23 protein-coding genes and 1 other RNA gene are annotated in these 25,116 nt (G+C 38.2%); 15 read left to right on the top strand and 9 right to left on the bottom strand.

The window, feature by feature from the left end; translation table 11 throughout:
• Positions 1-12: 12 nt before the first annotated feature.
• The 5 genes from mnmE to rpmH form a co-directional block, all read right to left on the bottom strand.
• Complete coding sequence (gene mnmE / locus JP36_RS00775) at positions 13-1,374, bottom strand: tRNA uridine-5-carboxymethylaminomethyl(34) synthesis GTPase MnmE (RefSeq protein ID WP_209434460.1); 1,362 nt, start codon at positions 1,372-1,374, stop codon at positions 13-15.
• 71 nt (positions 1,375-1,445) lie between these two features.
• A complete protein-coding gene (yidC, locus tag JP36_RS00780; protein WP_039170993.1) occupies positions 1,446-3,068 on the bottom strand; it encodes a membrane protein insertase YidC in 1,623 nt (540 codons plus the stop codon).
• A complete protein-coding gene (gene yidD, locus JP36_RS11255; protein ID WP_021461367.1) occupies positions 3,068-3,334 on the bottom strand; it encodes a membrane protein insertion efficiency factor YidD in 267 nt (88 codons plus the stop codon). Before yidD ends, yidC begins: the two co-directional genes overlap by 1 nt.
• On the bottom strand, positions 3,289-3,657 hold the full coding sequence (rnpA, locus tag JP36_RS00785) for a ribonuclease P protein component (protein WP_039135191.1): 369 nt from the start codon (positions 3,655-3,657) through the stop codon (positions 3,289-3,291). The genes yidD and rnpA overlap by 46 nt, the downstream gene beginning before the upstream one ends.
• Positions 3,658-3,669: 12 nt before the next feature.
• Complete coding sequence (gene rpmH, locus JP36_RS00790; RefSeq protein WP_013745661.1) at positions 3,670-3,804, bottom strand: 50S ribosomal protein L34; 135 nt, start codon at positions 3,802-3,804, stop codon at positions 3,670-3,672.
• Between the two features lie 331 nt (positions 3,805-4,135).
• Here rpmH and dnaA point away from each other — a divergent pair, with 331 nt between their 5' ends.
• From dnaA to recF, 3 genes are read left to right on the top strand one after another with little or no spacing between them, the layout of a single operon-like run.
• A complete protein-coding gene (gene dnaA / locus JP36_RS00795) occupies positions 4,136-5,503 on the top strand; it encodes a chromosomal replication initiator protein DnaA (RefSeq protein ID WP_039135194.1) in 1,368 nt (455 codons plus the stop codon).
• A gap of 11 nt (positions 5,504-5,514) precedes the next feature.
• Entirely contained in the window at positions 5,515-6,615 is a 1,101-nt protein-coding gene (gene dnaN, locus JP36_RS00800) for a DNA polymerase III subunit beta (RefSeq protein ID WP_039170995.1), read from the top strand.
• A 2-nt stretch (positions 6,616-6,617) separates the two neighbouring features.
• Positions 6,618-7,697, top strand: a complete 1,080-nt coding sequence (gene recF / locus JP36_RS00805; RefSeq protein ID WP_039170997.1) for a DNA replication/repair protein RecF — start codon at positions 6,618-6,620, stop codon at positions 7,695-7,697.
• Between the two features lie 16 nt (positions 7,698-7,713).
• On the opposite strand, the gene rluC is transcribed toward recF, so the two are convergent.
• A complete protein-coding gene (gene rluC, locus JP36_RS00810; RefSeq protein WP_039171000.1) occupies positions 7,714-8,679 on the bottom strand; it encodes a 23S rRNA pseudouridine(955/2504/2580) synthase RluC in 966 nt (321 codons plus the stop codon).
• Between the two features lie 431 nt (positions 8,680-9,110).
• Here rluC and rne point away from each other — a divergent pair, with 431 nt between their 5' ends.
• Complete coding sequence (gene rne / locus JP36_RS00815) at positions 9,111-12,092, top strand: ribonuclease E (protein ID WP_039171002.1); 2,982 nt, start codon at positions 9,111-9,113, stop codon at positions 12,090-12,092.
• Between the two features lie 79 nt (positions 12,093-12,171).
• On the opposite strand, the gene JP36_RS00820 is transcribed toward rne, so the two are convergent.
• From JP36_RS00820 to JP36_RS00825, 3 genes are all read right to left on the bottom strand, one after another.
• Positions 12,172-12,768: a 5-formyltetrahydrofolate cyclo-ligase gene (locus JP36_RS00820; protein ID WP_039135206.1), complete on the bottom strand. Its 597-nt coding sequence runs from the start codon at positions 12,766-12,768 to the stop codon at positions 12,172-12,174.
• 18 nt (positions 12,769-12,786) lie between these two features.
• Positions 12,787-12,966, bottom strand: a non-coding RNA gene (gene ssrS / locus JP36_RS11260) — 6S RNA.
• 68 nt (positions 12,967-13,034) lie between these two features.
• Positions 13,035-13,337: a cell division protein ZapA gene (locus tag JP36_RS00825; RefSeq protein WP_013745654.1), complete on the bottom strand. Its 303-nt coding sequence runs from the start codon at positions 13,335-13,337 to the stop codon at positions 13,035-13,037.
• Between the two features lie 138 nt (positions 13,338-13,475).
• Between JP36_RS00825 and JP36_RS00830 the strand changes: the two genes are divergently transcribed.
• The 11 genes from JP36_RS00830 to JP36_RS00880 all read left to right on the top strand — a co-directional run bounded on the left by JP36_RS00830 (position 13,476) and on the right by JP36_RS00880 (position 24,902).
• Positions 13,476-14,030, top strand: coding sequence for a UPF0149 family protein (locus tag JP36_RS00830; RefSeq protein WP_039135209.1), 555 nt, complete (start codon positions 13,476-13,478; stop codon positions 14,028-14,030).
• A gap of 11 nt (positions 14,031-14,041) precedes the next feature.
• Positions 14,042-15,379, top strand: coding sequence for a Xaa-Pro aminopeptidase (gene pepP / locus JP36_RS00835; protein ID WP_039171006.1), 1,338 nt, complete (start codon positions 14,042-14,044; stop codon positions 15,377-15,379).
• A gap of 2 nt (positions 15,380-15,381) precedes the next feature.
• Complete coding sequence (ubiH, locus tag JP36_RS00840; protein WP_039135215.1) at positions 15,382-16,569, top strand: 2-octaprenyl-6-methoxyphenyl hydroxylase; 1,188 nt, start codon at positions 15,382-15,384, stop codon at positions 16,567-16,569.
• A complete protein-coding gene (locus JP36_RS00845) occupies positions 16,569-17,789 on the top strand; it encodes an FAD-dependent monooxygenase (RefSeq protein ID WP_039171008.1) in 1,221 nt (406 codons plus the stop codon). Before ubiH ends, JP36_RS00845 begins: the two co-directional genes overlap by 1 nt.
• A 156-nt stretch (positions 17,790-17,945) precedes the next feature.
• Positions 17,946-18,407 (top strand): transcriptional regulator AsnC, encoded by a 462-nt coding sequence (asnC, locus tag JP36_RS00850; protein ID WP_013745649.1) that lies wholly within the window; start codon positions 17,946-17,948, stop codon positions 18,405-18,407.
• A gap of 27 nt (positions 18,408-18,434) precedes the next feature.
• Complete coding sequence (udp, locus tag JP36_RS00855) at positions 18,435-19,193, top strand: uridine phosphorylase (RefSeq protein ID WP_013745648.1); 759 nt, start codon at positions 18,435-18,437, stop codon at positions 19,191-19,193.
• 449 nt (positions 19,194-19,642) lie between these two features.
• Positions 19,643-20,944 carry a trigger factor gene (tig, locus tag JP36_RS00860; RefSeq protein WP_018345830.1) on the top strand — a complete coding sequence of 434 codons (1,302 nt, stop codon included), beginning with the start codon at positions 19,643-19,645 and terminating at the stop codon, positions 20,942-20,944.
• 138 nt (positions 20,945-21,082) lie between these two features.
• On the top strand, positions 21,083-21,670 hold the full coding sequence (gene clpP, locus JP36_RS00865) for an ATP-dependent Clp endopeptidase proteolytic subunit ClpP (protein WP_013745609.1): 588 nt from the start codon (positions 21,083-21,085) through the stop codon (positions 21,668-21,670).
• An 11-nt stretch (positions 21,671-21,681) separates the two neighbouring features.
• On the top strand, positions 21,682-22,929 hold the full coding sequence (gene clpX / locus JP36_RS00870) for an ATP-dependent protease ATP-binding subunit ClpX (RefSeq protein WP_039171011.1): 1,248 nt from the start codon (positions 21,682-21,684) through the stop codon (positions 22,927-22,929).
• Positions 22,930-23,071: 142 nt separating this feature from the next.
• Positions 23,072-23,470 carry a YbaN family protein gene (locus tag JP36_RS00875; protein WP_039171014.1) on the top strand — a complete coding sequence of 133 codons (399 nt, stop codon included), beginning with the start codon at positions 23,072-23,074 and terminating at the stop codon, positions 23,468-23,470.
• Positions 23,471-23,600: 130 nt separating this feature from the next.
• Complete coding sequence (locus tag JP36_RS00880) at positions 23,601-24,902, top strand: anaerobic C4-dicarboxylate transporter (RefSeq protein ID WP_039135230.1); 1,302 nt, start codon at positions 23,601-23,603, stop codon at positions 24,900-24,902.
• Positions 24,903-25,116: the final 214 nt, after the last annotated feature.

A 25,116-nucleotide genomic window follows, 5' to 3' on the forward strand; every position in this document is an offset into this window, starting at 1 on the left:
TTAGCACGCATTTTATTTTCCGATACAGAAAGAGCTGAAGATATTACCAAGTAAATCATCAGACGTGAATTGTCCGGTGATCTCGCTGAGTGCGTTCTGTGCCATTTTCAATTCTTCTGCCAACAGTTCACCGGCATAGAATTGAGTTAATTGGATATGCCCTTGCTGCAAATGTTGTGCCGCTTGTTCTAATGCTTCCAAATGGCGACGGCGAGCTAAAAAGCCTCCTTCGGTAACGGTTTGATAGCCGATACTCTCTTTGAGATGCGCTTTCAATAATTGAATACCTTGCTGCGTTTTAGCTGAAAGGGTAATGGTGGTATAACCATTTTCAGTGCGAATGCCTTCTGCTTCGCCGCTAATATCTGCTTTATTACGAATAATCGTAACAGGGATTGATGGTGGCAATCTGGACATAAACTCCGGCCAAATTTTTTCCGGCAGCGTTTCATCCGTTGTCGTGCTGTCGAGCATAAATAATACACGATCGGCTTGATCAATTTCTTGCCAAGCACGTTCTATTCCAATACGCTCCACTTCATCCGTAGCTGTACGCAAACCGGCGGTATCAATAATATGTAACGGCATCCCATCCAAGTGAATATGTTCCCGCAATACATCACGAGTTGTACCGGCAATATCAGTAACAATGGCAGCATCACGACCAGCGAATGCATTCAACAGGCTTGATTTGCCAGCATTCGGACGACCGGCAATCACCACTTTCATCCCTTCTCTAAGTAAAGAACCTTGTTTTGCTTGAGATTGAACTTCTGCCACTTTGGCTATAATTTGATTTAAATGTGCTTCGATTTTGCCATCGGCAAGAAAATCAATTTCTTCATCCGGAAAATCAATTGCTGCTTCAACATAGGTTCGTAGATAGATCAATTCGTCTACTAATTGGTGAACTTTGGTGGAAAATTCGCCTTGTAGTGATTTTAAAGCTGAACGTGCTGCCTGCTCCGAACTAGCATCAATCAAATCAGCAATTGCTTCAGCCTGAGTTAAATCAATTTTATCGTTTAAAAAAGCCTGTTCTGAAAACTCTCCTGGTCTGGCTAAACGAACACCTTTAATCTGTAGAATGCGTTTTAAGAGCAGATCCAAAATAACCTGCCCGCCGTGACCTTGCAATTCCAAAACATCTTCTCCGGTAAAGGAATTGGGTGCTTTGAAAAAGAGGGCAATGCCTTGATCAAGTACAGAGCCGTCAATGTCTTTAAAAGGAAGATAGTTAGCAAAGCGAGGTTTTAATGTTTTTCCCAACACCTCTTTGGCAACTTGTTCAGAAAGTGGGCCGGAAACCCGCAAAATGCCTACTCCTCCTCGACCAGGAGGGGTTGCTTGAGCGACAATCGTTTCTTTTTCTATCATATTTTTCTCTTGTTTCTATATAAATTTAAGGCATCTTAATTAAGATGCCTTTCTGTTATTTTGGAAATTTATTTATGACGAGAGTGTAATCCTTTTTTCTCTAAGCCCCGATAAATTAGTTGCTGTTGAATAATGGTAATGATGTTAGACACCAACCAATAAAGCACTAAGCCTGAAGGGAACCATAGGAAGAAGAAAGTGAACATCACAGGCATAAACATCATTACTTTTTGTTGCATTGGATCGGCAACAGGAGTTGGTGACATTTTTTGTAATAAGAACATTGATGCTCCCATTAACAATGGCAAAATGTAATATGGATCTTGTGCTGATAAATCCTGAATCCAACCAAAGAATGGTGCGTGTCGTAATTCAACCGCTTCTAAGAATGTCCAATATAGTGCGATAAAAATTGGCATTTGCAGCAAAATTGGTAGACATCCACCAAGAGGATTCACTTTTTCTTCTTTATAAAGTTTCATCATTTCTTGGCTCATACGTTGACGATCATCACCGAAACGTTCACGCATTTCTTGAATTTTCGGTTGTAACATACGCATTTTTGCCATTGAAGTATATTGAGCTTTAGTAAGAGGATAAAGAATGGCTTTTACAACAATAGTAACACCTATAATTGCCAAGCCCCAGTTGTGAACAAGGCTTTGAATAAACTGCAATAACCAGAAGAGTGGTTTTGCAATAAACCAAGCCCAACCATAGTCAACAGTTAAATCCAAGTGTGGAGCGACGGTTTCCATTTCATTTTGTAATTTTGGCCCAACCCAAAGTTGGCTGGTAATAGTATCAGTGGCTCCGTTGGCAATGGATGTGATTGGACCGCGATAACCGATGTAAGCGAAATCACCTTGTGTTGAAGTATATAGTTGATTATCGGCATCTTGATTTGGAATCCACGCAGATACGAAATAGTGCTGAAGAATCGCAGCCCAACCTTGTTTAGTTTTAATTGCAAGATTGTCTTTTTGCATATCTTCAAAAGAGTATTTTTTGTAATTGGTTTCTGATGAAGAGTATGCACCACCGGTATAAGTCGGCATTGCAATGTTTCCAGAGCTTTCTACTAAAGTATGTTTAAGCTGACCATATGGTTGGACTTGAATAGTTGAACCACTGTTATTGGTTACTTCAAAATTCACTTTTACATCATAACTGTTTCGGTTTAATGTAAAAATTTTGCGGTAGGTAACACCATCTTTGGTAAATGTAAACGGAATGCTAAGTTCATTTTGACCTTCTGCTAAAGTGAAATTATCGCCGTCTACTTGATAATCAGCACGCCCAGCAACAGTATCGCTACCATTGGCACCAATTAGCCCACTTTGAGCAATATAAACGTGTTTTGCTGTATTTTCCAGCAAAGCAAAAGGGGTTTCAGAGTGTAATTCAGCGCCATATTTTAATAATTGGGCTTCGACAATATCACCACCTAAAGTATCAATTTTTAAACGCAAGACATCACTTTGTAAGGTGATGATTTTACCTTGCTGTTGATTGTTATCAATTGTGGTATTGGCTGCTGTACTGACAGTTGTTGGCACTTCACTCTTATCAACTTGAGTTTGAGTGGCAGTCTGTGCCGGTTGAGGATTATTGTCTATTTCCCATTGTTGGTAAATCAAAAATGAGATAAAGAACAAAGCAATTACGAGTAAACTACGTCTTGAATCCATTATTTTTTTCTCTGTGGTTTATGATTATCAATATGTGGTGGCACAGGATCATAACCTGATGAACCAAAAGGATGACATTTTAATATACGCTTGAGTGTAAGCCAACCCCCTTTTATCACTCCGTGTGTTTGAATTGCTTCAATCCCATATTGAGAGCAGGTCGGGGTGAAGCGACAACGCGGACCAATTAAAGGGCTAATTGCAATCTGATAAAAGCGGATTATGCCGATGAAGATTTTTTTGAAAAGCGTAGATGTCGTTGCCATAATTTATCTAACATTTTGAATAACAACATATTATCTATGTCACTAATGCCTTTTCTTGCAATGATAATAAAATCATAATTAGGTAATAAATGCTGTTGTAAACGAAAGCTTTCACGACAAATCCTTTTAATACGATTACGTTGATTGGCGCGTTTTGCATATTTTTTGGCAACAGTTAAACCTAATCGAGGATGTTGCAAACTATTGGGGCGAGCGATAATGGAGATTTCAGGCAAAGAAGCTCTGAAAGGTTGTTGGAAAACAAAATTAAATTGAGAGGGAGTTAGTAAACGTAACTCCCTTGAAAAACCTAGCTTAGACACTCGATAATCAGATTATGCACTTAAACGCGCACGACCTTTAGCACGACGACGAGCTAAAACTTGGCGACCTTTTTTAGTTGCCATACGAGCACGGAAACCGTGGGTGCGGCTACGTTTTAATACAGAAGGTTGGAAAGTACGTTTCATTTTCTTATCTACCTAATAAATAAAGTTTTAATATTCAAAATGTGAACCTGTTACTGCAAATCTAAACAGTACCATTTTATTAAAACAAAAAGTTACAATAAAAAGAGGTCGCAATTCTAATCATAATTTTGCTGTTCGTCAAATATTAAAGGTAAAAAAGCAGTTTTTCATTTGCCTCAACGGGTAATTCTATGATTAGAGATTTGAATGACATTAGAAATAAAACTAAAAATTGATCTTTAGTGAAGATCTTAACTTGAGTTTATTGTATGATACACATCGATTTTAAATGAATTCATACAGAATAGATAACCATCAATAGACCAGACCTATGGAACAGCATAGATTTTCTTCTTTATGGCAAAGTTGCCTATTACAATTGCAAGATAAGACTTCCGAGATAGATTTTAGTACTTGGTTACGTCCACTACAGGCGGATATTTCAGATACTACAATGATTTTATATGCTCCGAATCGATTTGTTCGTGATTGGGTTCAGGATAAATATGTATCTCAAATAGAGGAAATTGTTCGTTTTTTAACGGAAAATCCGCAATTTGTTGTGCGTGTTCGAGAGGGAACGCGTCCGGTCAGGGAAGCGACTCAGGTAGCCGAAGAGATGTCTATTACTGTTACTGAAACGAATACGGAGCAAATACAGCCAACGCATAAATTTAAAACCAACCTTAATCCTAAATATGAATTTCATAATTTTGTGCAAGGTAAATCTAATCAACTGGCAAGAGTAGTTGCGCAAAAAGTTGCAGAAAAGATAGGTGATGAAGGCTATAATCCGCTATTTCTTTATGGTGGAACGGGCTTAGGTAAAACACACTTATTGCACGCTATTGGTAACGGTATTTTGAAGAATAAACCGAATGCAAGAGTGGTTTACATTCATTCTGAACGTTTTGTTCAAGAATTAGTAAAAGCATTAAAGTCGGAAACTATTGAAAAATTTAAGAAGTTTTATCGTTCTTTAGATGCATTATTGATTGATGATATTCAATTTTTTGCTGGTAAAGAAGGATCACAGGAGGAGTTTTTCCATACTTTCAACAGTCTATTTGAAGGGGGACGACAGATCATTTTGACATCTGATCGTTATCCTAAAGAGATTGATAAAATAGAGGAACGTTTAAAATCTCGCTTTAATTGGGGGTTAAGTGTTGCCATCGAACCACCGGAATTGGAAACAAGGGTGGCGATTTTGTTGAAAAAGGCGGAAGAGAGCAATATTGTTTTACCTGAAGAAGTGGCTTTTTTTATCGGTCAGAAATTGCGTACTAATGTGCGCGAGTTGGAAGGTGCTTTAAATCGTGTCAGTGCCAATGCGAATTTTACCGGTCAGCCGATCACGATTGATTTTGTGCGCGAAACGTTGAAAGATATGCTGGCAGTACACGATCGTTCTGTAACATTAGATAATATTCAACGTGTTGTGGCAGAACGTTATCGCATTAAAGTGGCTGATTTAAAATCAAAAAGTAAAGCACGATCAGTAGTTCGTCCTCGCCAAATGGCAATGGCATTGTCAAAAGAGTTAACAAATCATAGTTTGCCTGAAATCGGTCGTGCTTTTGGTGATCGTGATCATACTACTGTATTACACGCTTGTCGGAAAATTGCTGAATTGCGTGATTCAGACAATAATATCAGTGAAGATTATTCAAATCTTATTAGAACGTTATCAACTTAAAGGTGGGCATTATGCAATTTATTGTCGCAAGAGAAAATTTATTAAAACCTTTACAGCAGGTGTGTGGAGTGTTGAATAATCGTCCATCTTTACCTGTGTTAAATAATATTTTAGTTCAGATAGACGGTGATCATTTAACCTTAACTGGTTCTGATCTTGAGGTTGAGCTTTCCACTTTTGTGCAATTAGTGTCATCCAGTGAAAACGGAACATTTACCATTCCTGCACGTAAATTTTTGGATATTTGTCGTTCCTTAAATGAAGATGCTCAAATTACTGTGAATTACGAAAATGATCGTGTTTTGGTTACGGCTGAACGCAGTAAATTTAACTTGGCAACGTTGCCAGCGGAGAGTTATCCAAATTTAACACAATTAGATTTTGATGTTGAATTAAATATTGAGCAATCTGTATTACGCCGTGTGATGGAAGCCACTCAATTCTCAATGGCAAATCAGGATGCTCGTTATTTTTTAAATGGAATGAAGTTTGAAACTGAAAATAATGTATTAAGAACAGTGGCAACTGATGGACATCGATTAGCAGTTTGTGGTATCCAATTGCAACAGGGTGTTCCTGATTATGCGATTATTGTGCCGCGTAAAGGTGTAATTGAATTGATGCGTTTGCTTGATAGTAATAGTGAGAATGCTTATATCCGAATGGGGCAAAGTAATATCCAAGTACACCTCAATAATGTGATTTTTACCTCAAAATTGATTGACGGACGTTTTCCTGATTATCGCCGTGTCTTGCCGAAAAATGCGGATCGAATTTTGGAAGTGGATTGGAATTCATTAAAACAGGCGTGTGTTCGTGCAGCTATTTTATCTAATGAACGTTTTCGTGGAGTGCGTTTGATTATTGAAGCCAATCAGCTAAAAATTTTAGCGCAGAATCCAGATCAGGAAGAAGCTGAAGAAGTTATTGATGTGAATTATCAAGGCGAACCAATGGAAGTCGGTTTTAATGTTAGCTATATTTTGGATGTGTTGAATGCGTTGAAATGCCAGTCAGTAAGAATGCGTTTAACCGATGCAACTTCAAGTTGCTTAATTGAAGATTGTGAACAGAGTAATGCCGAATATGTGATTATGCCGATGCGTTTATAGTTATGGCTTTATCTCAACTCAATATTCAACATTTTAGAAATATTAAAGCCGTGAATTTAGCCTTAAATTCAGGCTTTAATTTTTTGATTGGGCATAACGGCAGCGGTAAAACCAGCCTGTTGGAAGCTATCTATTTTCTTGGACATGGGCGTTCGTTTAAAAGCTCGGTAGTGAATCGTATTATTCAATATGATCAACCTGAATTTACTCTATTTGCTAAAGTAGAACAACAGCAACAAGCGTGGACATTGGGTTTACAGAAAACACGGCAAGGTGAAAATATTATTCGGATTAATGGTAAAGATGGTCATAAGATTTCCGAACTTGCCCATTTATTACCAATGCAGCTTATTACACCGGAAGGGTTAACGTTGATTAATGGTGGGCCGAGTTATCGACGTGCTTTTCTTGATTGGGGCTTATTTCATCTTGAACCTCAATTTCATTATCAATGGTCAGCGATGAATCGTTTGTTAAAGCAACGTAATGCAGCATTGCAACAAACGGAAGATTATGCATTGTTAAAAATTTGGGATCAGTCATTATGTCAACTAGCACAACAAATTAGTGACTGGCGACAACATTATGCGGACGAACTGAAGAAGGAAATTACACAGACTTGTCGATTATTTTTGCCAGAAGTGGAAATAGATGTTCACTTTTATCAAGGTTGGAATAAAGAGAGCGACTATGCTGATATTTTAATTGAAAATTTTCAACGCGATAGAAGCCTCGGTTATACGATGTCCGGTCCACAACGTGCTGATTTTAAATTTAAGGCGAATGGAATGCCGGCAGAAGATATCCTTTCAAGAGGACAATTAAAATTGTTAATGTGTGCGTTGCGATTAGCACAGGGAGAGCATTTAATGCGGAAGCAGCAACGACACTGTATTTTTTTAATTGATGATTTTGCTTCGGAACTTGACCCGAATAAACGGGCTTTATTGGCACAACGCTTAAAAGAGAGCCATTCTCAGGTGATTATTACAGCTATTACTGTAGAACAATTACAGCAACCTTATTGGCAGGAAGGGAGTAGATTTCAATTATTGAATGGGGAATTATCGCCTTTAGAATAATTCCCCAAGCGGAATATTAACTGCGCAGCTTTGCTAACAATTGTTTGCACTGTTGATCTAACGGTGCAGCAATAACCATTTGTTCACCACTTTTTGGGTGGGTAAAACGGATACTTGCGGCGTGTAGAAAAAGACGTTGCAATCCGAGCGATGCCAATTGTTGATCAAACTCTTTACTGCCATACTTAGTGTCGAACGCAATTGGATGCCCAGCATATTGCGTATGAACACGAATTTGATGAGTTCTGCCGGTAACAGGTGAGGCTTTTACTAAGGTTGCGATTTTAAAACGTTCTTCAACCTTAAATCTTGTTTCCGAAGGTTTTCCTTGATCACTTACTTTTACTATCCGCTCACCACTGGATAATTCATTTTTTAATAAAGGTGCTTTGACAACTTTACAATGCGATTGCCATTCGCCACGTACTAATGCTAAATAATCTTTTTGTATTGTTTTTTCACGAAGTTGTTCGTGCAAATTGCGCAAAGCGGAGCGTTTCTTAGCGACTAATAAAATACCAGAAGTATCTCGATCTAAACGGTGTACTAACTCTAAAAATTTGGCTTGAGGACGCAAAGCACGAAGTGCTTCAATAACACCGAAACTTAGACCGCTACCACCGTGTACAGCAATACCCGAAGGTTTATTGATAATTAATAGTTGATCATCTTCAAATAAAATTTGTTGTTCCAGCGTATTTACTTTATTTAATTTTGTTGAAATTGGTGCATTATTACTCTTGTCACTAATGCGTACTGGAGGAATACGGATAATATCTCCAACTTGCAATTTATATTCAGGCTTAATTCTACCTTTATTAACACGCACCTCGCCTTTGCGAATAATACGATAAATTAAGCTTTTTGGTACGCCTTTTAATTTGGTAAGCAGATAATTATCAATGCGTTGCAGCTCTTCCCCCGCTTCAATGGTAATAAGTTGTACAGAGGTATTAACCACTTTGTCTTTGGATTTATTCATAAGTACTCTAACCTTAAAATTTGTGCGTATCATATCATTAAGCGTTTTAAGTTGCGAAAATATTCTGTTGAGCTGTGGTTAATTGCACTATCTTTAGCTTTCCAAAAGTCAGAGAAAATGGAATAATAGAGAGCATTTTTGTAAATCAGATGCTGCTGAATTTTTGTAGTTGTATTTGCAAAGAGTTGTCGAATAAAACAGATTTTTTGGTGCTGCGGTAGGCGTAAGACGCCAATATTGTTGATGTTATACAGAACACGATTCAATAAATTCAACAGAAGTCAGTCGGTAAGTGATATAGACCAATGATTGCCGGTTGGTATTCTATGCAAATAATGAGAGTCGAGAGATTGGCATAACCTGCAACGACAGAATAAAGTGTTGGTATAACATCGTATTGATAAAGCTATAACAAGAATAGAGAAATAACGATGAAAAGAATGTTAATTAACGCCACGCAAAAAGAAGAGTTGCGTGTCGCTTTAGTTGATGGTCAGCGACTGTTTGACCTAGATATTGAATCACCTGGACACGAACAAAAGAAAGCTAATATCTATAAGGGAAGAATTACTCGTGTTGAACCTAGTTTAGAAGCTGCATTTGTTGATTATGGTGCAGAAAGGCACGGTTTCCTTCCTCTCAAAGAAATTGCTCGAGAATATTTTCCGGAAGGTTATGTTTATCAAGGAAGACCGAATATTCGTGATATTTTGCAGGAAGGGCAGGAAGTTATTGTTCAAGTCAGTAAAGAAGAGCGAGGAAATAAAGGCGCAGCTTTAACGACTTTTGTATCTTTGGCGGGTAGTTATTTGGTGATTATGCCGAATAATCCACGAGCCGGTGGTATTTCTCGTCGTATTGAAGGTGATGAGCGTTTAGAACTTAAAGAATCACTGAGTTCTTTAGAAGTACCGGAAGGTGTCGGGCTTATCGTCCGTACTGCTGGAGTGGGGCGTTCTCCAGAAGAGTTGCAATGGGATTTGCACGTGCTGCTTCATCATTGGGAAGCCATTAAACAGGCTTCGGAATCTCGTCCTGCACCGTTCTTGATCCATCAGGAAAGTGATGTCATTGTGCGTGCGATTCGTGATTACTTGCGTCGTGATATTGGTGAAATTTTAATTGATAGCCGTAAGGTTTTCGATAAAGTTAAAGAACATATTAAATTGGTTCGTCCTGATTTTATTAATCGTGTCAAACTTTATCAGGGTGAAGTGCCTTTATTTAGTCATTTCCAGATTGAGTCTCAAATTGAATCAGCATTCCAACGAGAAGTACAATTGCCTTCAGGCGGTTCCATTGTTATTGATGTAACAGAGGCATTGACAGCAATTGATATTAATTCTGCCCGTTCTACTCGAGGTGGAGATATTGAAGAAACAGCATTGAATACAAACTTGGAAGCAGCCGATGAGATCGCACGTCAGTTGCGTTTGCGTGATTTAGGTGGCTTAATTGTTATTGACTTCATTGATATGACACCGGCTCGTCATCAACGTGAAGTGGAAAATAGAATGCGTGAGGCAGTGCGCCAAGATCGTGCCAGAATCCAAATTAGTCGTATTTCTCGTTTTGGATTATTGGAAATGTCTCGTCAGCGTTTAAGCCCTTCGCTTAATGAATCGACACATCATATTTGTCCTCGTTGTCAGGGTACAGGTAAAGTGCGTGATAATGAATCATTGTCACTTTCCATTTTGCGTTTGTTGGAAGAGGAAGCGTTAAAAGAACATACTAAACAGGTGCATACAATTGTACCGGTAAAAATTGCAACTTATTTGTTAAACGAAAAACGTAAAGCAATTACTGATATCGAAAAACGCCACAATGTTCAAATTGTTGTAGTGCCTCACGAACAAATGGAAACCCCTCATTTCTCGGTGTTCCGCTTGCGTGATGGGGAAGATAATCACACTTTAAGTTATAACTTGGCGAAACTTCACGATATTCAAGAAGATGCAGATAGTGAAGAATCATTGCTCAATCGTACAATTGATCTTTCCAATAGTACGACAGCTAATCCGGCAGCTGAAGTGGCTGCGGTGGAGATTACTATTTCTGAGCCGGCACCATTAGTGAAAAAAGAAGAAATTAAAGATTCTTTATTAGCACGCATATGGAAAAAATTAAAAGCGTTTTTTGCTGATAATACGCAAGAGGAAAAAGAGAAACAGAATCGAAATCGTAATGGTAATAAACGTCCTCGTCGCAACGATAAAGAGAACAATCGTCAGAAAGATAGACGTAATGAAGAGCGCCGTACTAAAGATGCTTCTAATACTTCAAACAAGGAAGAGCTTAAGCGGACAAAACGCGCTAATCGCAAAGCGGTGGATGAAGCGCCAGACTCTGTTTCGGTAGCGAAGAAAGCGGATGAAACCAAGGAAAATAGTAAAGAACAGCAGATTGCGTCACGTCGCCAACGTCGTGATTTACGTAAGAAAGTTCGTTTATCTGAAAATAATCCGCAGCTTAATGCTAATAGAGAAGGAAATAGTGTTGAAAAAACGGTTGAATCGGAGGATGTTTCTCAAGTTTCTATTGAAAAAATGGAAATAAACAATGTCACTGAGGTTGTTAAGGAAAATAGTGGCGTAACAACAGTTATACAAGAAAAAAATGAGCAGATACAAGACGATAAGCAAAAAATACAATCTCAGCTTTTAGAAGAGAAGAGTGAAACGGTAGCGGAAAATGCCCATACAGAGGATGCGGAAGAGAATGAAATCTGTCATCGTGAAAATAATCGTACCCGTCGTTTACCGCGTCATTTACGAATGAACAGTCGCAGACGTCGTCATTATCAAGAAACTGTTTCCCCAATGCCATTGTTTATGGCGGTAGCCTCACCGGAATTAGCAAGTGGAAAAATTCATTTACCATTTGTGAACCGCATAGAAAAAGAGAAAAATAATAACTTTGTTTCTGTTGATGAAATGCTTGAACAGCAAAAACAACATAAAAATGACACTTTAGTACCAGTAATTTCAGCAGTGGAGAGTAGAGAAAGCAACCCTCGTCCGTTGGAAGCTGTGTTGACAATGGAAGCGAACGGTAAGGAAGCAAAATCAAAACCAAACAGCAGCATTAATCAAGCGATGCAAGCCGAACAGGCAGCAGTTCGATATGGGACAATGGAGCAATCATCTGCTGTTTCAGAGGAGAAAAAAGAAGATAAGATAAAGCCTTATTTGTCTGATTATCGATTTGATGGTCGTTTAGGTACATTTTCAGCGGTACATCATATTAAGGCAGGGATGACATTAGCGCAGGCTGATGAGTTGCCAACGATGCTATTAAATATTGTTGAATGGAAAGGTTCACGTTATAGCTTTAGAGGTCGTGGCGCAGCAGGCTATCATACTGCTATTGATCACGCTACTGTGGAGCCGACACAAGCAAAAGCTGAATAGATAATCAGAAAAATCATAGAGCCATACAAGTTTGTCGCTTGTATGGCTTTTTTATTTGGATAGAAAATTAAGAAATGAATTAAACGGCTAAAATTTCAAATAAAGGCATATCCCAATCTTCGGTCGGAATATGTTCAACTTGTTGGCAATGGTGAGCTAATCCTATCGGTAGAAAAGGTTTATTTTGCCAATTTTCAAGAGTTCTATCATAAAAACCGCCTCCCATTCCAAGACGATTTTTTTTCAGATCAAAAGCGACTAAAGGGGTAAAAATAATATCCAATCGATCAGGGGGTAAAACTTGTCTGACATCTAATTCCGGTTCAAGAATATTAAATTTATTTTTAACAAGTTTTGTTGTTGGCGTGTAAGAAAGAAATAATAGATTCCCTTTGCTAAAAGGGTGTAATACCGGTAAATAGAGACAGTAACCCTGCTGCCATAATGTTTTAATTAAATAACTCGTTGAGATTTCCCCATCAAAAGATAAATAAACTGCAATATTTTTTACGTTTAAAGGCGCTAGAAAATCCATAGCAACTTTTGCAACTTTCTGTTCAGCCATTGTCTGTTGTTGTAAAGTTAATGAGGAACGTCTTTGACGAATAAATCTTCTCAACTGTTGTCGTTGATATGATTTATTTGCAGATATATCAATAGAGGATTGAAGAGTCATTGTTTGTTTCAATTTAATTAGAAACCCAAGGTGCCGGTGTGGGTGATCGGTCCTTGAACCCTACGGTTCAAGGGAGTCAGTCTTACAATCATTAGGCTTCTTGATAACAAGCATGCTCACCGACTGTAGGTAACCAACTCTAAAAAATATCAGTATCGGCTCAGGGACGTAACCCATTGTCGAACACCCCAGGTTGAGAATAATAGTACCTTAAATTTTTTAATTTGCCTAGTCAGAGATTAGAATTTCTTGTTTTAAATCAGATTTTATTTTCTGGTAGGCATATTAGATAAAATAGTGCTTAAAGAATGTTCTATTTGTTCAATTTTATTGTTGATTAAATATTCTCGTTCAGAATTTTGCTGTTGCTGAGTTAATAATTCATAGCATAAATTTAAACCAACAATAGTGAGCGCTTTATCCAATTGAATAATTCCGGTGCGATTTTTTAATTCAGAAACCTTTTTTTCTAAAACCTCAGCTGCTTCTCTTAATGCCTGTTGTTGATCTTCCGGGCAGCTTAAACGCAGATTTTGACCAAAAATATACAAATCAATATTTTTAGACATAAAAGACCTCTTAGATAAATAATAAAATTATAGAAATGGCGGTATTATGCCATAGCAAATAAGTTTCGTCATAGATTATTGGTGGATATATAAGGTTGGTGATAGAATGACAACATTTACGATCAGATGGAATATAGAATGGTTGCAATAACAGCTCAACAACTGAACAATGAATTAAAACAGGCAGGCATAGCCTTAAACGGTGTTGAATTACACGGGCTTTTAAGCGGATTTATCTGTGGCGGTATTAGAGATGAAAGTTGGAAAACCTTGCTTTATAAATTTACTAATGATGATCACGCTTACCCTATTCAATTATTAACAAAGATCACGGAACTTTATCAAGCACTACAGAAAAATTTAGCTGATATTACAGAATTTGAGTTTGATCTTGATTTAGGCGAGTCAGGCGATGTTTTCCAAAATATCAATGCATTAAGTGAATGGAGTAATCATTTTTTACTCGGCTTAGGATTAGCTCAACCAAATTTACAGCAAGAAAAACAAGAAGATATTATTGAAGCAATATCTGATTTACGTGAAATTTGCCAACTTGGCTATGAAGACGGTGATGATGAAGAGGGGCTGGAACAAGCTTTTGAAGAGATTGTTGAGTATTTAAGAACGATTGCAATGCTGTTCTATTCCCATTTTGGTCAGGCTCAGGTAACAATGCACCAAACTGTGCATTAAGGAAGAATTTGATGGATTTAAGTTATATGGCAGAAATGCCGAAAGAAGAGTTTCAGCAACGGCGTCAGCGTGTATTGGAACAAATGTCGGATAACAGCGCTCTTATTCTGTTTTCAAGTTTGGAGTGTAAGCGGAATGCGGATACTACCTACCCGTTTCGTCAAGACAGTTACTTTTGGTATTTAACCGGATTTAACGAACCGGATTCAGTGTTATTGTTGAAAAAGAGCAATAACGAACAGCACGCTATGCTGTTTTTGCGCCCGTCCGATCCATTAATGGAAACTTGGAACGGACGCCGTTTGGGGGTAGAGAGGGCTACAACAGAGCTGAATTTGGATGCTGCTTTTTCGATTGAAGATTTGCAACAACAACTACCGTTGTTATTAAACGGCACACAAACACTCTATTATGCGCAAGAAGTTCAGGCTTGGGGTGATGAAGTTGTGCGTCAGACATTGTCTTTAATGCGTGCTAAACAGCGTCAGGGATTGCGCGTACCATTGACACAAATTTGCTGGCGTCCAATTTTAGATGAAATGCGTCTATTTAAGTCAGAAAACGAAATTCGTTTAATGCAGCAAGCAGGGCAAATTTCAGCATTGGCACATATGCGTGCAATGAAACAGGCTCGTCCGCAGCGGTTTGAATATGAATTGGCAAGCGAATTGTTGCACGAATTTAACCGTTTCGGTGCGAGATCTGAATCTTTCGGATCGATTGTTGCAAGCGGTGATAATGCCTGTATTTTGCACTATACAGAAAATGATCGCTTAATGCAGGACGGTGATTTAGTGTTAATTGATGCCGGTTGTGAATTTGCTATGTATGCCGGCGATATTAGCAGAACTTTCCCGGTGAACGGCAAATTCAGTCAAGCACAGCGAGAGGTTTATCAAATTGTGCTTGACGCACAAAAACGAGCGATAGAATTGTTGGTTAATGGCAGCTCCATCAAGCATGCGAATGATGAAGTGTTGAAAATTAAGGTTGCAGGCTTGGCTAAATTAGGCATTTTATCCGGTGAGGTAGAGCAGTTAATCGCAGATAAAGCCTATTTACGCTTTTATATGCACGGTTTAGGACATTGGCTCGGATTGGATGTTCACGATGTTGGTGAATATGGTGAAAATCGTAGTCGTAAGCTAGAACCAGGAATGGTAATAACAGTTGAGCCGGGGTTATACATTCCTAATGAGGAAGATATTCCGCAAGCTTATCGAGGAATTGGCGTTCGTATTGAAGATGATCTTCTGATTACAGAGTATGGTAATAAAGTGTTAACTGCTGCTGTACCAAAAGAGATAGATGAAATCGAAGCCTTAATGGCAGCTACTAACAAGGATTGATTATGCAACAACACTACGACGTGATCATTGGTGGTGGTGCAATGAATGGTTTGACGCTTGCGTTGGCGTTATCCCACTTTTCATTGCAGCGATTAAAAATTGCTGTGGTTGAAAAACGGTTGCAGCAGGAGCAACAAGGAGTTGGGTTTGATACTCGTTGTGTTGCTTTATCTGATGGGACTTGTCGTAAGTTAGCCAAAATTCCTTTTTCCGACCACTATTCATTGTGGGATAAAATATGTTCATTTGCGGAACCGATTAAACAAGTGCATATTTCTGAGCAGCACCATTCAGGCATTGTCGAAATTAATGCTCAAGAGTTGCATTTGTCGCAAGTCGGTGCGGTTGTTCCATTAAGCGAAATGGGGTTAATGTTTAGCCAAGCGTTAAAGGCTCAACAGAATATTGATTTTATTTGTCCGGATAGCATTGTTGAGTTACAAACATCAAAACAACAGATTTCCGTATTATTACAAAGTGGACAACAGCTAAGTGCAAAATTACTGGTCGCAGCGGATGGCAGTGATTCAAAAATTGCTGAATTGGCAAAGATTGCCACCGAAACGGTGCATAATTACCAACAAACAGCGATCATTGCTAATGTGAGAATTTCCAGCTCACATAACGGGCGAGCTTTTGAACGCTTTACGACACAAGGGCCAATTGCATTATTGCCGTTAGCGGACAAAATGATGTCATTAGTGTTTTGTACGAAAGCGCCGGAACAGCTACTTAATATGAATGATGAACAATTCATATCGCATTTACAACAGCAGTTCGGTTGGCGTTTAGGTGCGTTTCAGGCTGTTAGTCGCCGTTATGCCTATCCATTAATGTTAAAACGGGCGACATCTTTTGTCGGAGATCGTATTGCGTTAGTCGGAAATGCAGCACAAACACTGCACCCTGTGGCAGGGCAAGGCTTTAATTTAGGAATTCGTGATGTTTTTGCATTAGCGAAAATCGTGGCGGAAGCAGATGAGATCGGTTCGGCAGCAATGTTGCAACAGTATCAGCAGCAGCGCCTTGCCGATCAACAGCATATTATTGGCTTAACAGATAATTTAGTGCAAATTTTTAGTAATTCATTGTTACCGTTACAAATTTTGCGCAATTTGGGTTTAATTGGATTAAGTAGCTGCGCTTTATTACGAAATCGTTTTGTACAACCTACTTTGGGAAGAGTTTAATGAAAACGTTCGATATTGTCGTCATTGGTGGCGGAATGGTTGGTTTGGCATTTGCACAGGCTCTAAAACAGAGTGCCTGTTCGATAGCTGTGATTGAGGCAAATAATGCGGTATTTGACTTCTCTGATGTTGGTTATAGAGTAAGCGCATTAAATCTTTCTTCTGAAGCAATGTTGCGACAATTTGATGTTTGGCGACAGTTAAAATCGTGGCGAGTAACTGCCTATGCAGAAATGCAGGTATGGGAAAAGGATAGCTTTGGACGAATAGATCTTAATACTGATCAACTTGGAGTTGAGCATCTAGGGCATATTGTGGAGAACCAATTGATTAGACAAGCGTTATATCAAGCGGTTATTTCCCAAAAAAATGCAGAAGTGATTGTTAGTAAACCGGTATCGTTGGGTATTAATCAGGATAATGCAATTTTAGGCTTAGAAAATGGTGAAATTTTAGTAGCAAAATTAGTGGTTGGTGCAGATGGTGCTAATTCGTGGTTACGCCAACAGGCAAATATTCCACTGGTTTTCCGTGATTATCAACATTCAGCTTTAGTATGTAATGTGGAAACGGAAGAACCTCATCAACAAATTTGTCGCCAAATTTTTTCTCCGGATTCCATTTTAGCCTTTTTGCCGTTACATCAGTCAAATTTAAGCTCGATAGTCTGGTCGCAGGATCCGGTGCAGGCAGAGGCTATGAAGAGTTGTGAACCGCAACAGTTTAATCGCTATTTAACTACAGCGTTTGATAATAGATTGGGGTTATGCAAGCTGGTAACGCAACGTAGTGTTTATCCACTTACAGCACGATTTGCTCGGCAATTTGCCTCACAGCGCATTGCTTTGGTGGGCGATGCGGCGCACACTATTCATCCACTTGCCGGTTTAGGCGTGAATTTAGGGTTTATGGATGCGTTGGCATTGGCGGAAGAGGTGGATAAACATTTAGCACAGGATAAAGATATCGGCAGTTATCGTCATTTACGTCATTATGAGCGTTGGCGTAAGGCGGAAGCATTAAAAATGTTGGCAGCAATGCAAGGTTTTAAGGATCTTTTTGCCGGTGAGCAGCCGTTAAAAAAATTGATACGAGGCGTGGGCTTATCATTAACCAATCAATTGTCGCCGATTAAGCAGCAATTTATTCAGCAAGCAACCGGATTAAGTGGGGATTTGCCACAGCGGGTAAGGCAGTTAAATCTCTTTGATTTAGCTTGAAATTTTGATCTGCTTCACATTTTTGTTGGAAGAATGGCAAGAAAATGGATTTTGTCTTGAAACAAATCAGCAACTCTCTTACCATTAGAAGAAATTTATTTTTTATATCGATAAATTATATATTATCTAATCATTTCATTACTTATAAGGCTGAATATGCAACCAGTTACCAATATTGATCATTTGGATCAGCAGATTTTACGTGTGTTAACGCAAGACGCTCGTACTCCGTATGCGGAAATGGCGAAAAATTTCGGCGTTAGTCCGGGAACGATTCACGTTCGGGTCGAAAAGATGCGCCAGTCCGGTATTATTGAAGGCACAAAAGTTAAAATCAATGAAAGACGTTTAGGCTATGATGTTTGTTGTTTTATCGGCATTATCCTGAAAAGTGCGAAAGATTATGAAAAAGTGATCGCAAAACTGAAAGATTTTGATGAAGTGGTAGAGGCCTATTACACAACCGGAAATTATTCTATATTTATCAAGGTGATGACACATACTATCGAAGAGTTGCACCACGTGTTGGCAACGAAAATTCAACTGATTGATGAGATCCAATCGACTGAAACTTTGATCTCGATGCAAAATCCTATTCTCCGGGATATAAAACCATAACATACAAAAATAAAATAAGGAGGCTGTATGTCTGATGTGTTTCATTTGGGCTTAAAGAAAACAGATTTGGATGGCGCTACCCTTGCCATTGTGCCGGGTGCACCGGAAAGAGTTCCTGTTATTGCTAAGCTGTTGGATAACCCTAAATTTTTAGTATCTACACGTGAATTTACTTCGTGGCTAGGCTATTTGCACGGTAAAGCCGTGGTTGTTTGTTCTACCGGTATTGGTGGCCCATCGGTATCCATTGCTGTTGAAGAGTTGGCACAGCTTGGTGTGCGTACCTTTTTGCGTATCGGTACAACGGGAGCGATTCAACCGCATATTAATGTCGGTGATGTTCTGATCACAACCGGTGCGGTACGTTTGGATGGTGCAAGCCAACACTTTGCGCCGTTAGCGTATCCGGCAGTGGCGAATTTTGAATGTACCACCGCACTTTATCGTGCAGCGCAAGAATTAAATCCGAATAAAACTTATGTCGGCATTACGGCTTCATCGGATACTTTCTATCCGGGGCAGGAGCGTTATGACACTTACAGCGGTAAAGTTTGGCGTAAGTTTGCCGGCTCTTTGAAGCAGTGGCAAGAGCTCAATGTGATGAATTTTGAAATGGAATCGGCAACGCTGTTTACAATGTGTTCAGCGTTAGGGTTACGAGCTGGTATGGTTGCAGGTGCAATTGTTAACCGCACACAACAGGAAATTCCTAATGAGGCAACAATGAAAGCGACAGAAGAAAATGCGGTGAAAATTGTTGTGAAAGCAGCGGAGTATCTTCTTTAATAAAAACTAAATTTAGTTTTAATAAAGATTAAAAATAATGATAAAGACCTAGTTCAAAACTGGGTCTTTGATTTAATAAAAATCTCAAATTAAAAATACTCCAATATTACAAATATCTTCTATTGTTCTCTGTCATCCGCCCTAATGTAGATAGAAAAATAAGTCATTGAAGGTTTGTCAACGATCTATAAGATGTTCTTGTTATCTGATGTGAGCTTAAAATTAAATTATTTAGCACAAGGGAAGAAGTAAAAGCAATTAAATTGAGTGAACAATAAACAACTATCCGTTTTTATCGTTCGCTTTCTCGACATATTACCAATGAATAGGCTATAATCGGGCGTTCTTTTTTTAATACGCCTGTATTACTTTTAAATAATAGGTCTTTTTTGCGTGTTCGGTAGTGATAGAAAATGCCGAGTACAATTACTTTTTTTGAGGTAGCATAAATGCAAATTTCAGTAGAAACAACTCAAGGATTAGAACGCCGTATTAGCATTACTGTACCGGCAGATGTGATCGAACAAGCTGTTCGTGAAGAATTAAAAAGAGTAGCTAAAACTGCTCGTATTGACGGTTTCCGCAAAGGTAAAGTGCCGCCAAGCATTATCGAACAACGTTTTGGTGCTTCTGCTCGTCAGGATGTTTTAGGTGATGTAATGCAACGTCACTTCTTTGATGCCGTAATGCAGGAAAAAATCAATTTGGCAAGCCGTCCAACTTTCACACCAGAAAAATACAATGTTGGTGAAGATTTAACTTTCTCTGCAACTTTTGAAGTTTATCCTGAAGTGGAAATCAAAGGTTTAGAAAATATCAAAGTTGAAAAACCAGTTGTAAAAATCAATGAAGCAGACATTGATAAAATGGTTGATACATTACGTAAACAACAAGCAACTTGGGAAGAAACCACTGAAGCAGCAGCTGCGGACAGTCGTGTGACTTTAGACTTCGTCGGTTCTATTGATGGCGAAGAATTTGAAGGCGGAAAAGCGAACGACTTCATCCTCTTTATGGGACAAGGCCGTATGATTCCTGGCTTCGAAGACGGTATCGTAGGTCACAAAGCCGGCGAACAATTCGATATTGATGTCACATTCCCTGAAGAGTACCACGCAGAAAACTTAAAAGGTAAAGCGGCTAAATTTGCTATTACCTTGAAAAAAGTGGAAAAAATGGTACTTCCTGAATTAACAGATGAATTTGTGGCTAAATTCGGGCCAAATACTAAAACTGTTGCTGACCTTCGTGCAGAAATTGAAAAAAATATGCAACGTGAACTTGATAATGCAGTAACTGCAAACATCAAACAGCAAGTTCTTGATGGTTTGCTTGAGCAAAATAATATCGATGTTCCGAATGCAGCGGTTGATGAAGAAATCAACGTATTACGTCAACAAGCAGCACAACGTTTTGGTGGTAATGCTAAACAAGCGCTTGAATTACCACGTGAAATTTTTGAAGAACAGGCTAAACGTCGTGTTAAAGTCGGTTTATTGCTTAGCAAAGTTATCTCCGGTAATGACTTAAAAGTAGATGAAGATCGTGTTAAATCAATGATCGCAAGTATTGCTTCTGCTTATGAGCAACCTGAAGAAGTGATTAATTATTACAGCAGCAATAAAGAACTTTCCAACAACATCCGTAACGTTGTATTAGAAGATCAAGCTGTTGATGCAATTCTTGCTAAAGCGCAAGTGTCAGAAGTTGAAAAATCTTTTGACGACATTATGAACACTCCTCGTGCATAATGAATAGTGCTATAGCACTATTTGAAAATAGCGCTATAACACAAAATTATTCTACATTCATCAAGTGCGGTTAATCTATACCGCACTTTTTCTATTCTTTTTACGATTAAAAAGATTAGCTACAAAATAGGAGAAAATATGGCATTAGTTCCAATGGTTGTCGAACAAACTGCTCGTGGTGAACGTGCTTTCGATATTTATTCTCGCTTGCTTAAAGAACGTGTAATTTTTCTTAACGGTCAAGTAGAGGATAATATGGCTAACTTAATTGTTGCTCAATTATTATTCCTTGAAGCGGAAAATCCTGATGAAGATATTAATCTTTATATCAACTCACCTGGTGGTGTAGTTACTGCCGGAATGGCAATTTATGACACAATGCAATTTATTAAACCTGATGTTCGTACGCTTTGTATGGGACAAGCCTGTTCTATGGGAGCATTTTTATTAGCGGGTGGTGCAGCAGGAAAACGTTTTGCACTTCCACACGCTCGTATTATGATCCATCAACCTTTAGGTGGATATCGTGGTCAGGCATCAGATATTCAAATTCACGCACAAGAAATTCTTAAAATCAAAGATACTTTAAATCAACGTCTTGCTTTCCATACTGGTCAACCATTGGAAGTTGTAGAACGTGATACTGATCGTGATAACTTTATGTCTGCTCAGGCAGCTAAAGAATATGGTTTAATTGATGAAGTATTAACTCATCGCCAACTATAAGTGAGAAATTTATGTCAGATAAACCAGAGAATAATGAGAAATTTTACTGCTCACTTTGTGGTAAAGAGAAACACGAAGTGAGCAAATTGATTGCCGGAGTATCCGGTTATATTTGTAATGAATGTGTGGAAACGTGCCACGATTTATTGATGGAAGAAGCTAATAAGCAGCAAAAAGAGCAAGAGCAAGGAAAAACGCTAGAAAAGCTACCTACACCACATCAAATCCGTGCGCATTTGGATGATTATGTAATCGGACAAGATCAAGCAAAAAAAATCCTTTCTGTCGCTGTTTATAATCATTACAAACGCCTACGTAACAATGAAACAGAGCTTGATGTTGAATTAGGGAAAAGTAATATTTTGCTGATCGGTCCGACTGGAAGTGGAAAAACGTTATTGGCACAAACATTGGCTCGCCAAATTAATGTTCCTTTTGCAATTGCCGATGCGACAACGTTAACTGAAGCCGGTTATGTCGGTGAAGATGTTGAAAATATTATTCAACGGTTATTACAAAATTGTGATTACGATACCGAAAAAGCGGAACAGGGCATTATTTATATTGATGAAATTGATAAAATTACTCGTAAATCTGAAAATCCATCGATTACTAGAGATGTTTCCGGTGAAGGGGTACAACAAGCATTATTGAAACTAATTGAAGGTACAATCGCATCTGTTCCACCTCAAGGCGGAAGAAAACATCCACAGCAAGAGTTTTTGAAAGTGGATACTTCAAAAATTCTCTTTATTTGTGGAGGTGCATTTTCCGGATTGGATAAAATCATCGAAAAACGCACTCATAAAGATCGTGGAATAGGTTTCAATGCAAATGTACAAAGCAAAGAAAAAGAGAATGATATCAGCAAATTATTTGCACAGGTAGAAACCGAAGACTTAATCAAATTTGGTTTAATTCCTGAATTTGTTGGTCGTTTACCGGTTGTAGCGTCATTAGCGGAACTAGATGAAGAGGCATTAATCAGTATTTTAACTGTACCGAAAAATGCGTTAATCAAACAATATCAGGCATTGTTTAAACTAGAAAATGTAGAATTGGAATTTACGCCACAGGCATTAACAGCAATAGCCAAAAAAGCACTTGCGCGTAAAACTGGTGCCAGAGGATTACGTTCCATTGTCGAAGGTGTTTTATTAGATACAATGTACGATCTTCCTTCTTTAGAGGGATTAAAGAAAGTGGTTGTGGATCAGGATGTTATTGAAAACCAATCACTGCCAAAATTAGAATATTAACAACAACATTTGATCTACACTGAAAGATTAATTGATAAGAGTGGTTAATCAGCGGTGTAGATCATTTTCTTTTCTTTCTCATTTCTTTTTTTCACAAAAACTGCTATCTTATTAAGAATAATTCTCAACAAAGAAAAGGCTAATGTTACGCTATATTTATATTTTTCTTGGATTTACTTGTTTAGCTTTAGGCATTCTCGGTGCTTTCCTCCCACTTTTACCGACAACGCCTTTTTTGCTCTGTACGCTTTTTTTCTTTGGAAAAAGTTCCCCTAGGCTAGAAAACTGGTTTAAACAGACTCAGGTTTATCATAAATATTTAAAAACATTTAATGAACAACGAGCTTTAACAAAACGCGCGAAACGTTCCATTTTATTAATCTCAACAATAATGATGGCACTCTCTTTTTATGCCTTACCAAATATCATAGGTAAGATCGTAATTCTTTTATTACTTTTGATCGAATATTGGTGTTTTTTCTTTTGGATAAAAACAATTCCTGAAGAAAAATCAATCTGTCACTCTCGTGAAACAGTGTAATAACATCATTATTTAGATCTAGCTCAACAATATTGATATAAAAACTGATAAAATTATTAACCACAAAGCGTTAATCTTAATTAACGCTTATTTGTTGTGTGTAAATCATAAAATTAAATAAGGAACTTATATGATCTGGTTACAATTTTTAGTTGTACTTTTCTTTATATTTTTAGGTACTCGCCTTGGTGGAATAGGAATCGGTTTTGCTGGCGGTTTAGGTGTTGTTGCATTAGCGTTATTAGGATTAACACCGGGTGAAATTCCATTTGATGTTATTTCTATCATTATGTCTGTTATTATGGCAATCGCTGCAATGCAGGTCGCAGGTGGTATGGATTTCTTAGTTAAATGGGCGGAACACGTACTTCGTAAACATCCTAAACATATCACTTTCCTTGCACCGGCAGTAGGTTACTTTATGACTGTTTGTGCTGGTACAGGTCACACTGCATTTTCAATTCTTCCAGTGGTGGCTGAAGTAGCGAAAGAACAAGGTATTAGACCTTCTCGTCCATTGTCCATTACTACTGTTGCTTCACAAATTGCTATTACCGCCTCACCAATTTCTGCTGCTGTTGTTTATCTTGCTGGAGAAATCGAAAAAAATTATGGGATTGGTTACATCGAATTATTAGCAATCTGGATTCCTACTACGTTCGCAGCCTGTATGATTACCGCCTTTATCTGTAACTTCTTAGGTAAAGACTTAAAAGATGACGAAGAATATCAACGTCGTTTAGCGGCAGGTTTAATTAAATTACGTGGTGAATCTCAGATTGAAGTGCAACCTTATGCAAAACGCTCTGTTGCGATCTTCTTAGCGACTGTTATCATCGTGATGTTCTATGCGACATTAATTAGTAAAACCGTTGGTTTAGTTGAGAATCCGGTTTTACCTCGTAACGAAGCGATTATTAGCTTTATGTTAGGGGCAGCCGCATTAATTGTTATTTTCTGTAAAATTGATATTAGCAAAATCACTTCAGCGGCAACATTTAAGTCAGGTATGTCTGCAGCAATTTGTGTAATGGGGGTTGCTTGGTTAGGTAACACTTTTGTTGGTGGTCATATTAATGAAATCAAAGAAGTTTCTGCTGATTTATTACAAAATTATCCTTGGATGTTTGCGGTAATTTTATTCTTTGCAAGTACATTGCTTTATTCACAAGCAGCGACTGCAAAAGCACTTTATCCAACAGCTATTTTGTTAGGGGTTTCTCCACTTTCTGCTGTGGCGGCTTTTGCGGCGGTATCTGCATTGTTCGTATTACCGACTTATCCAACATTAATTGCGGCAGTAGAAATGGATGATACTGGTTCAACCCGTATCGGGAAATTTGTCTTTAACCATCCATTTATTATTCCGGGGGTAATTGCCATTTTCTTATCCGTTCTATTCGGTTTCTTATGGGGAAGCCTATTTATCTAGATGAGATACCTAAACTTTTTAATAAATCGGGAAGCAGGAGAGCTTCCCGATTTTTTTATACCTTATTCTCACCTGCTAAATATCTAAAACGGTTTAGCAAGGTTTTAAAAATACCCTTTTAAATCAAAGAATAGGTTTTTTCTGCATAATTTTTTTACTAAATAAAATAAATTGAGTTAAAATTGTGCAATTTATTTTAGTCACTCATAATCTA

Source organism: Gallibacterium genomosp. 1, assembly GCF_000771875.1.
In the GTDB taxonomy this organism is placed as follows: Bacteria; Pseudomonadota; Gammaproteobacteria; order Enterobacterales; family Pasteurellaceae; genus Gallibacterium.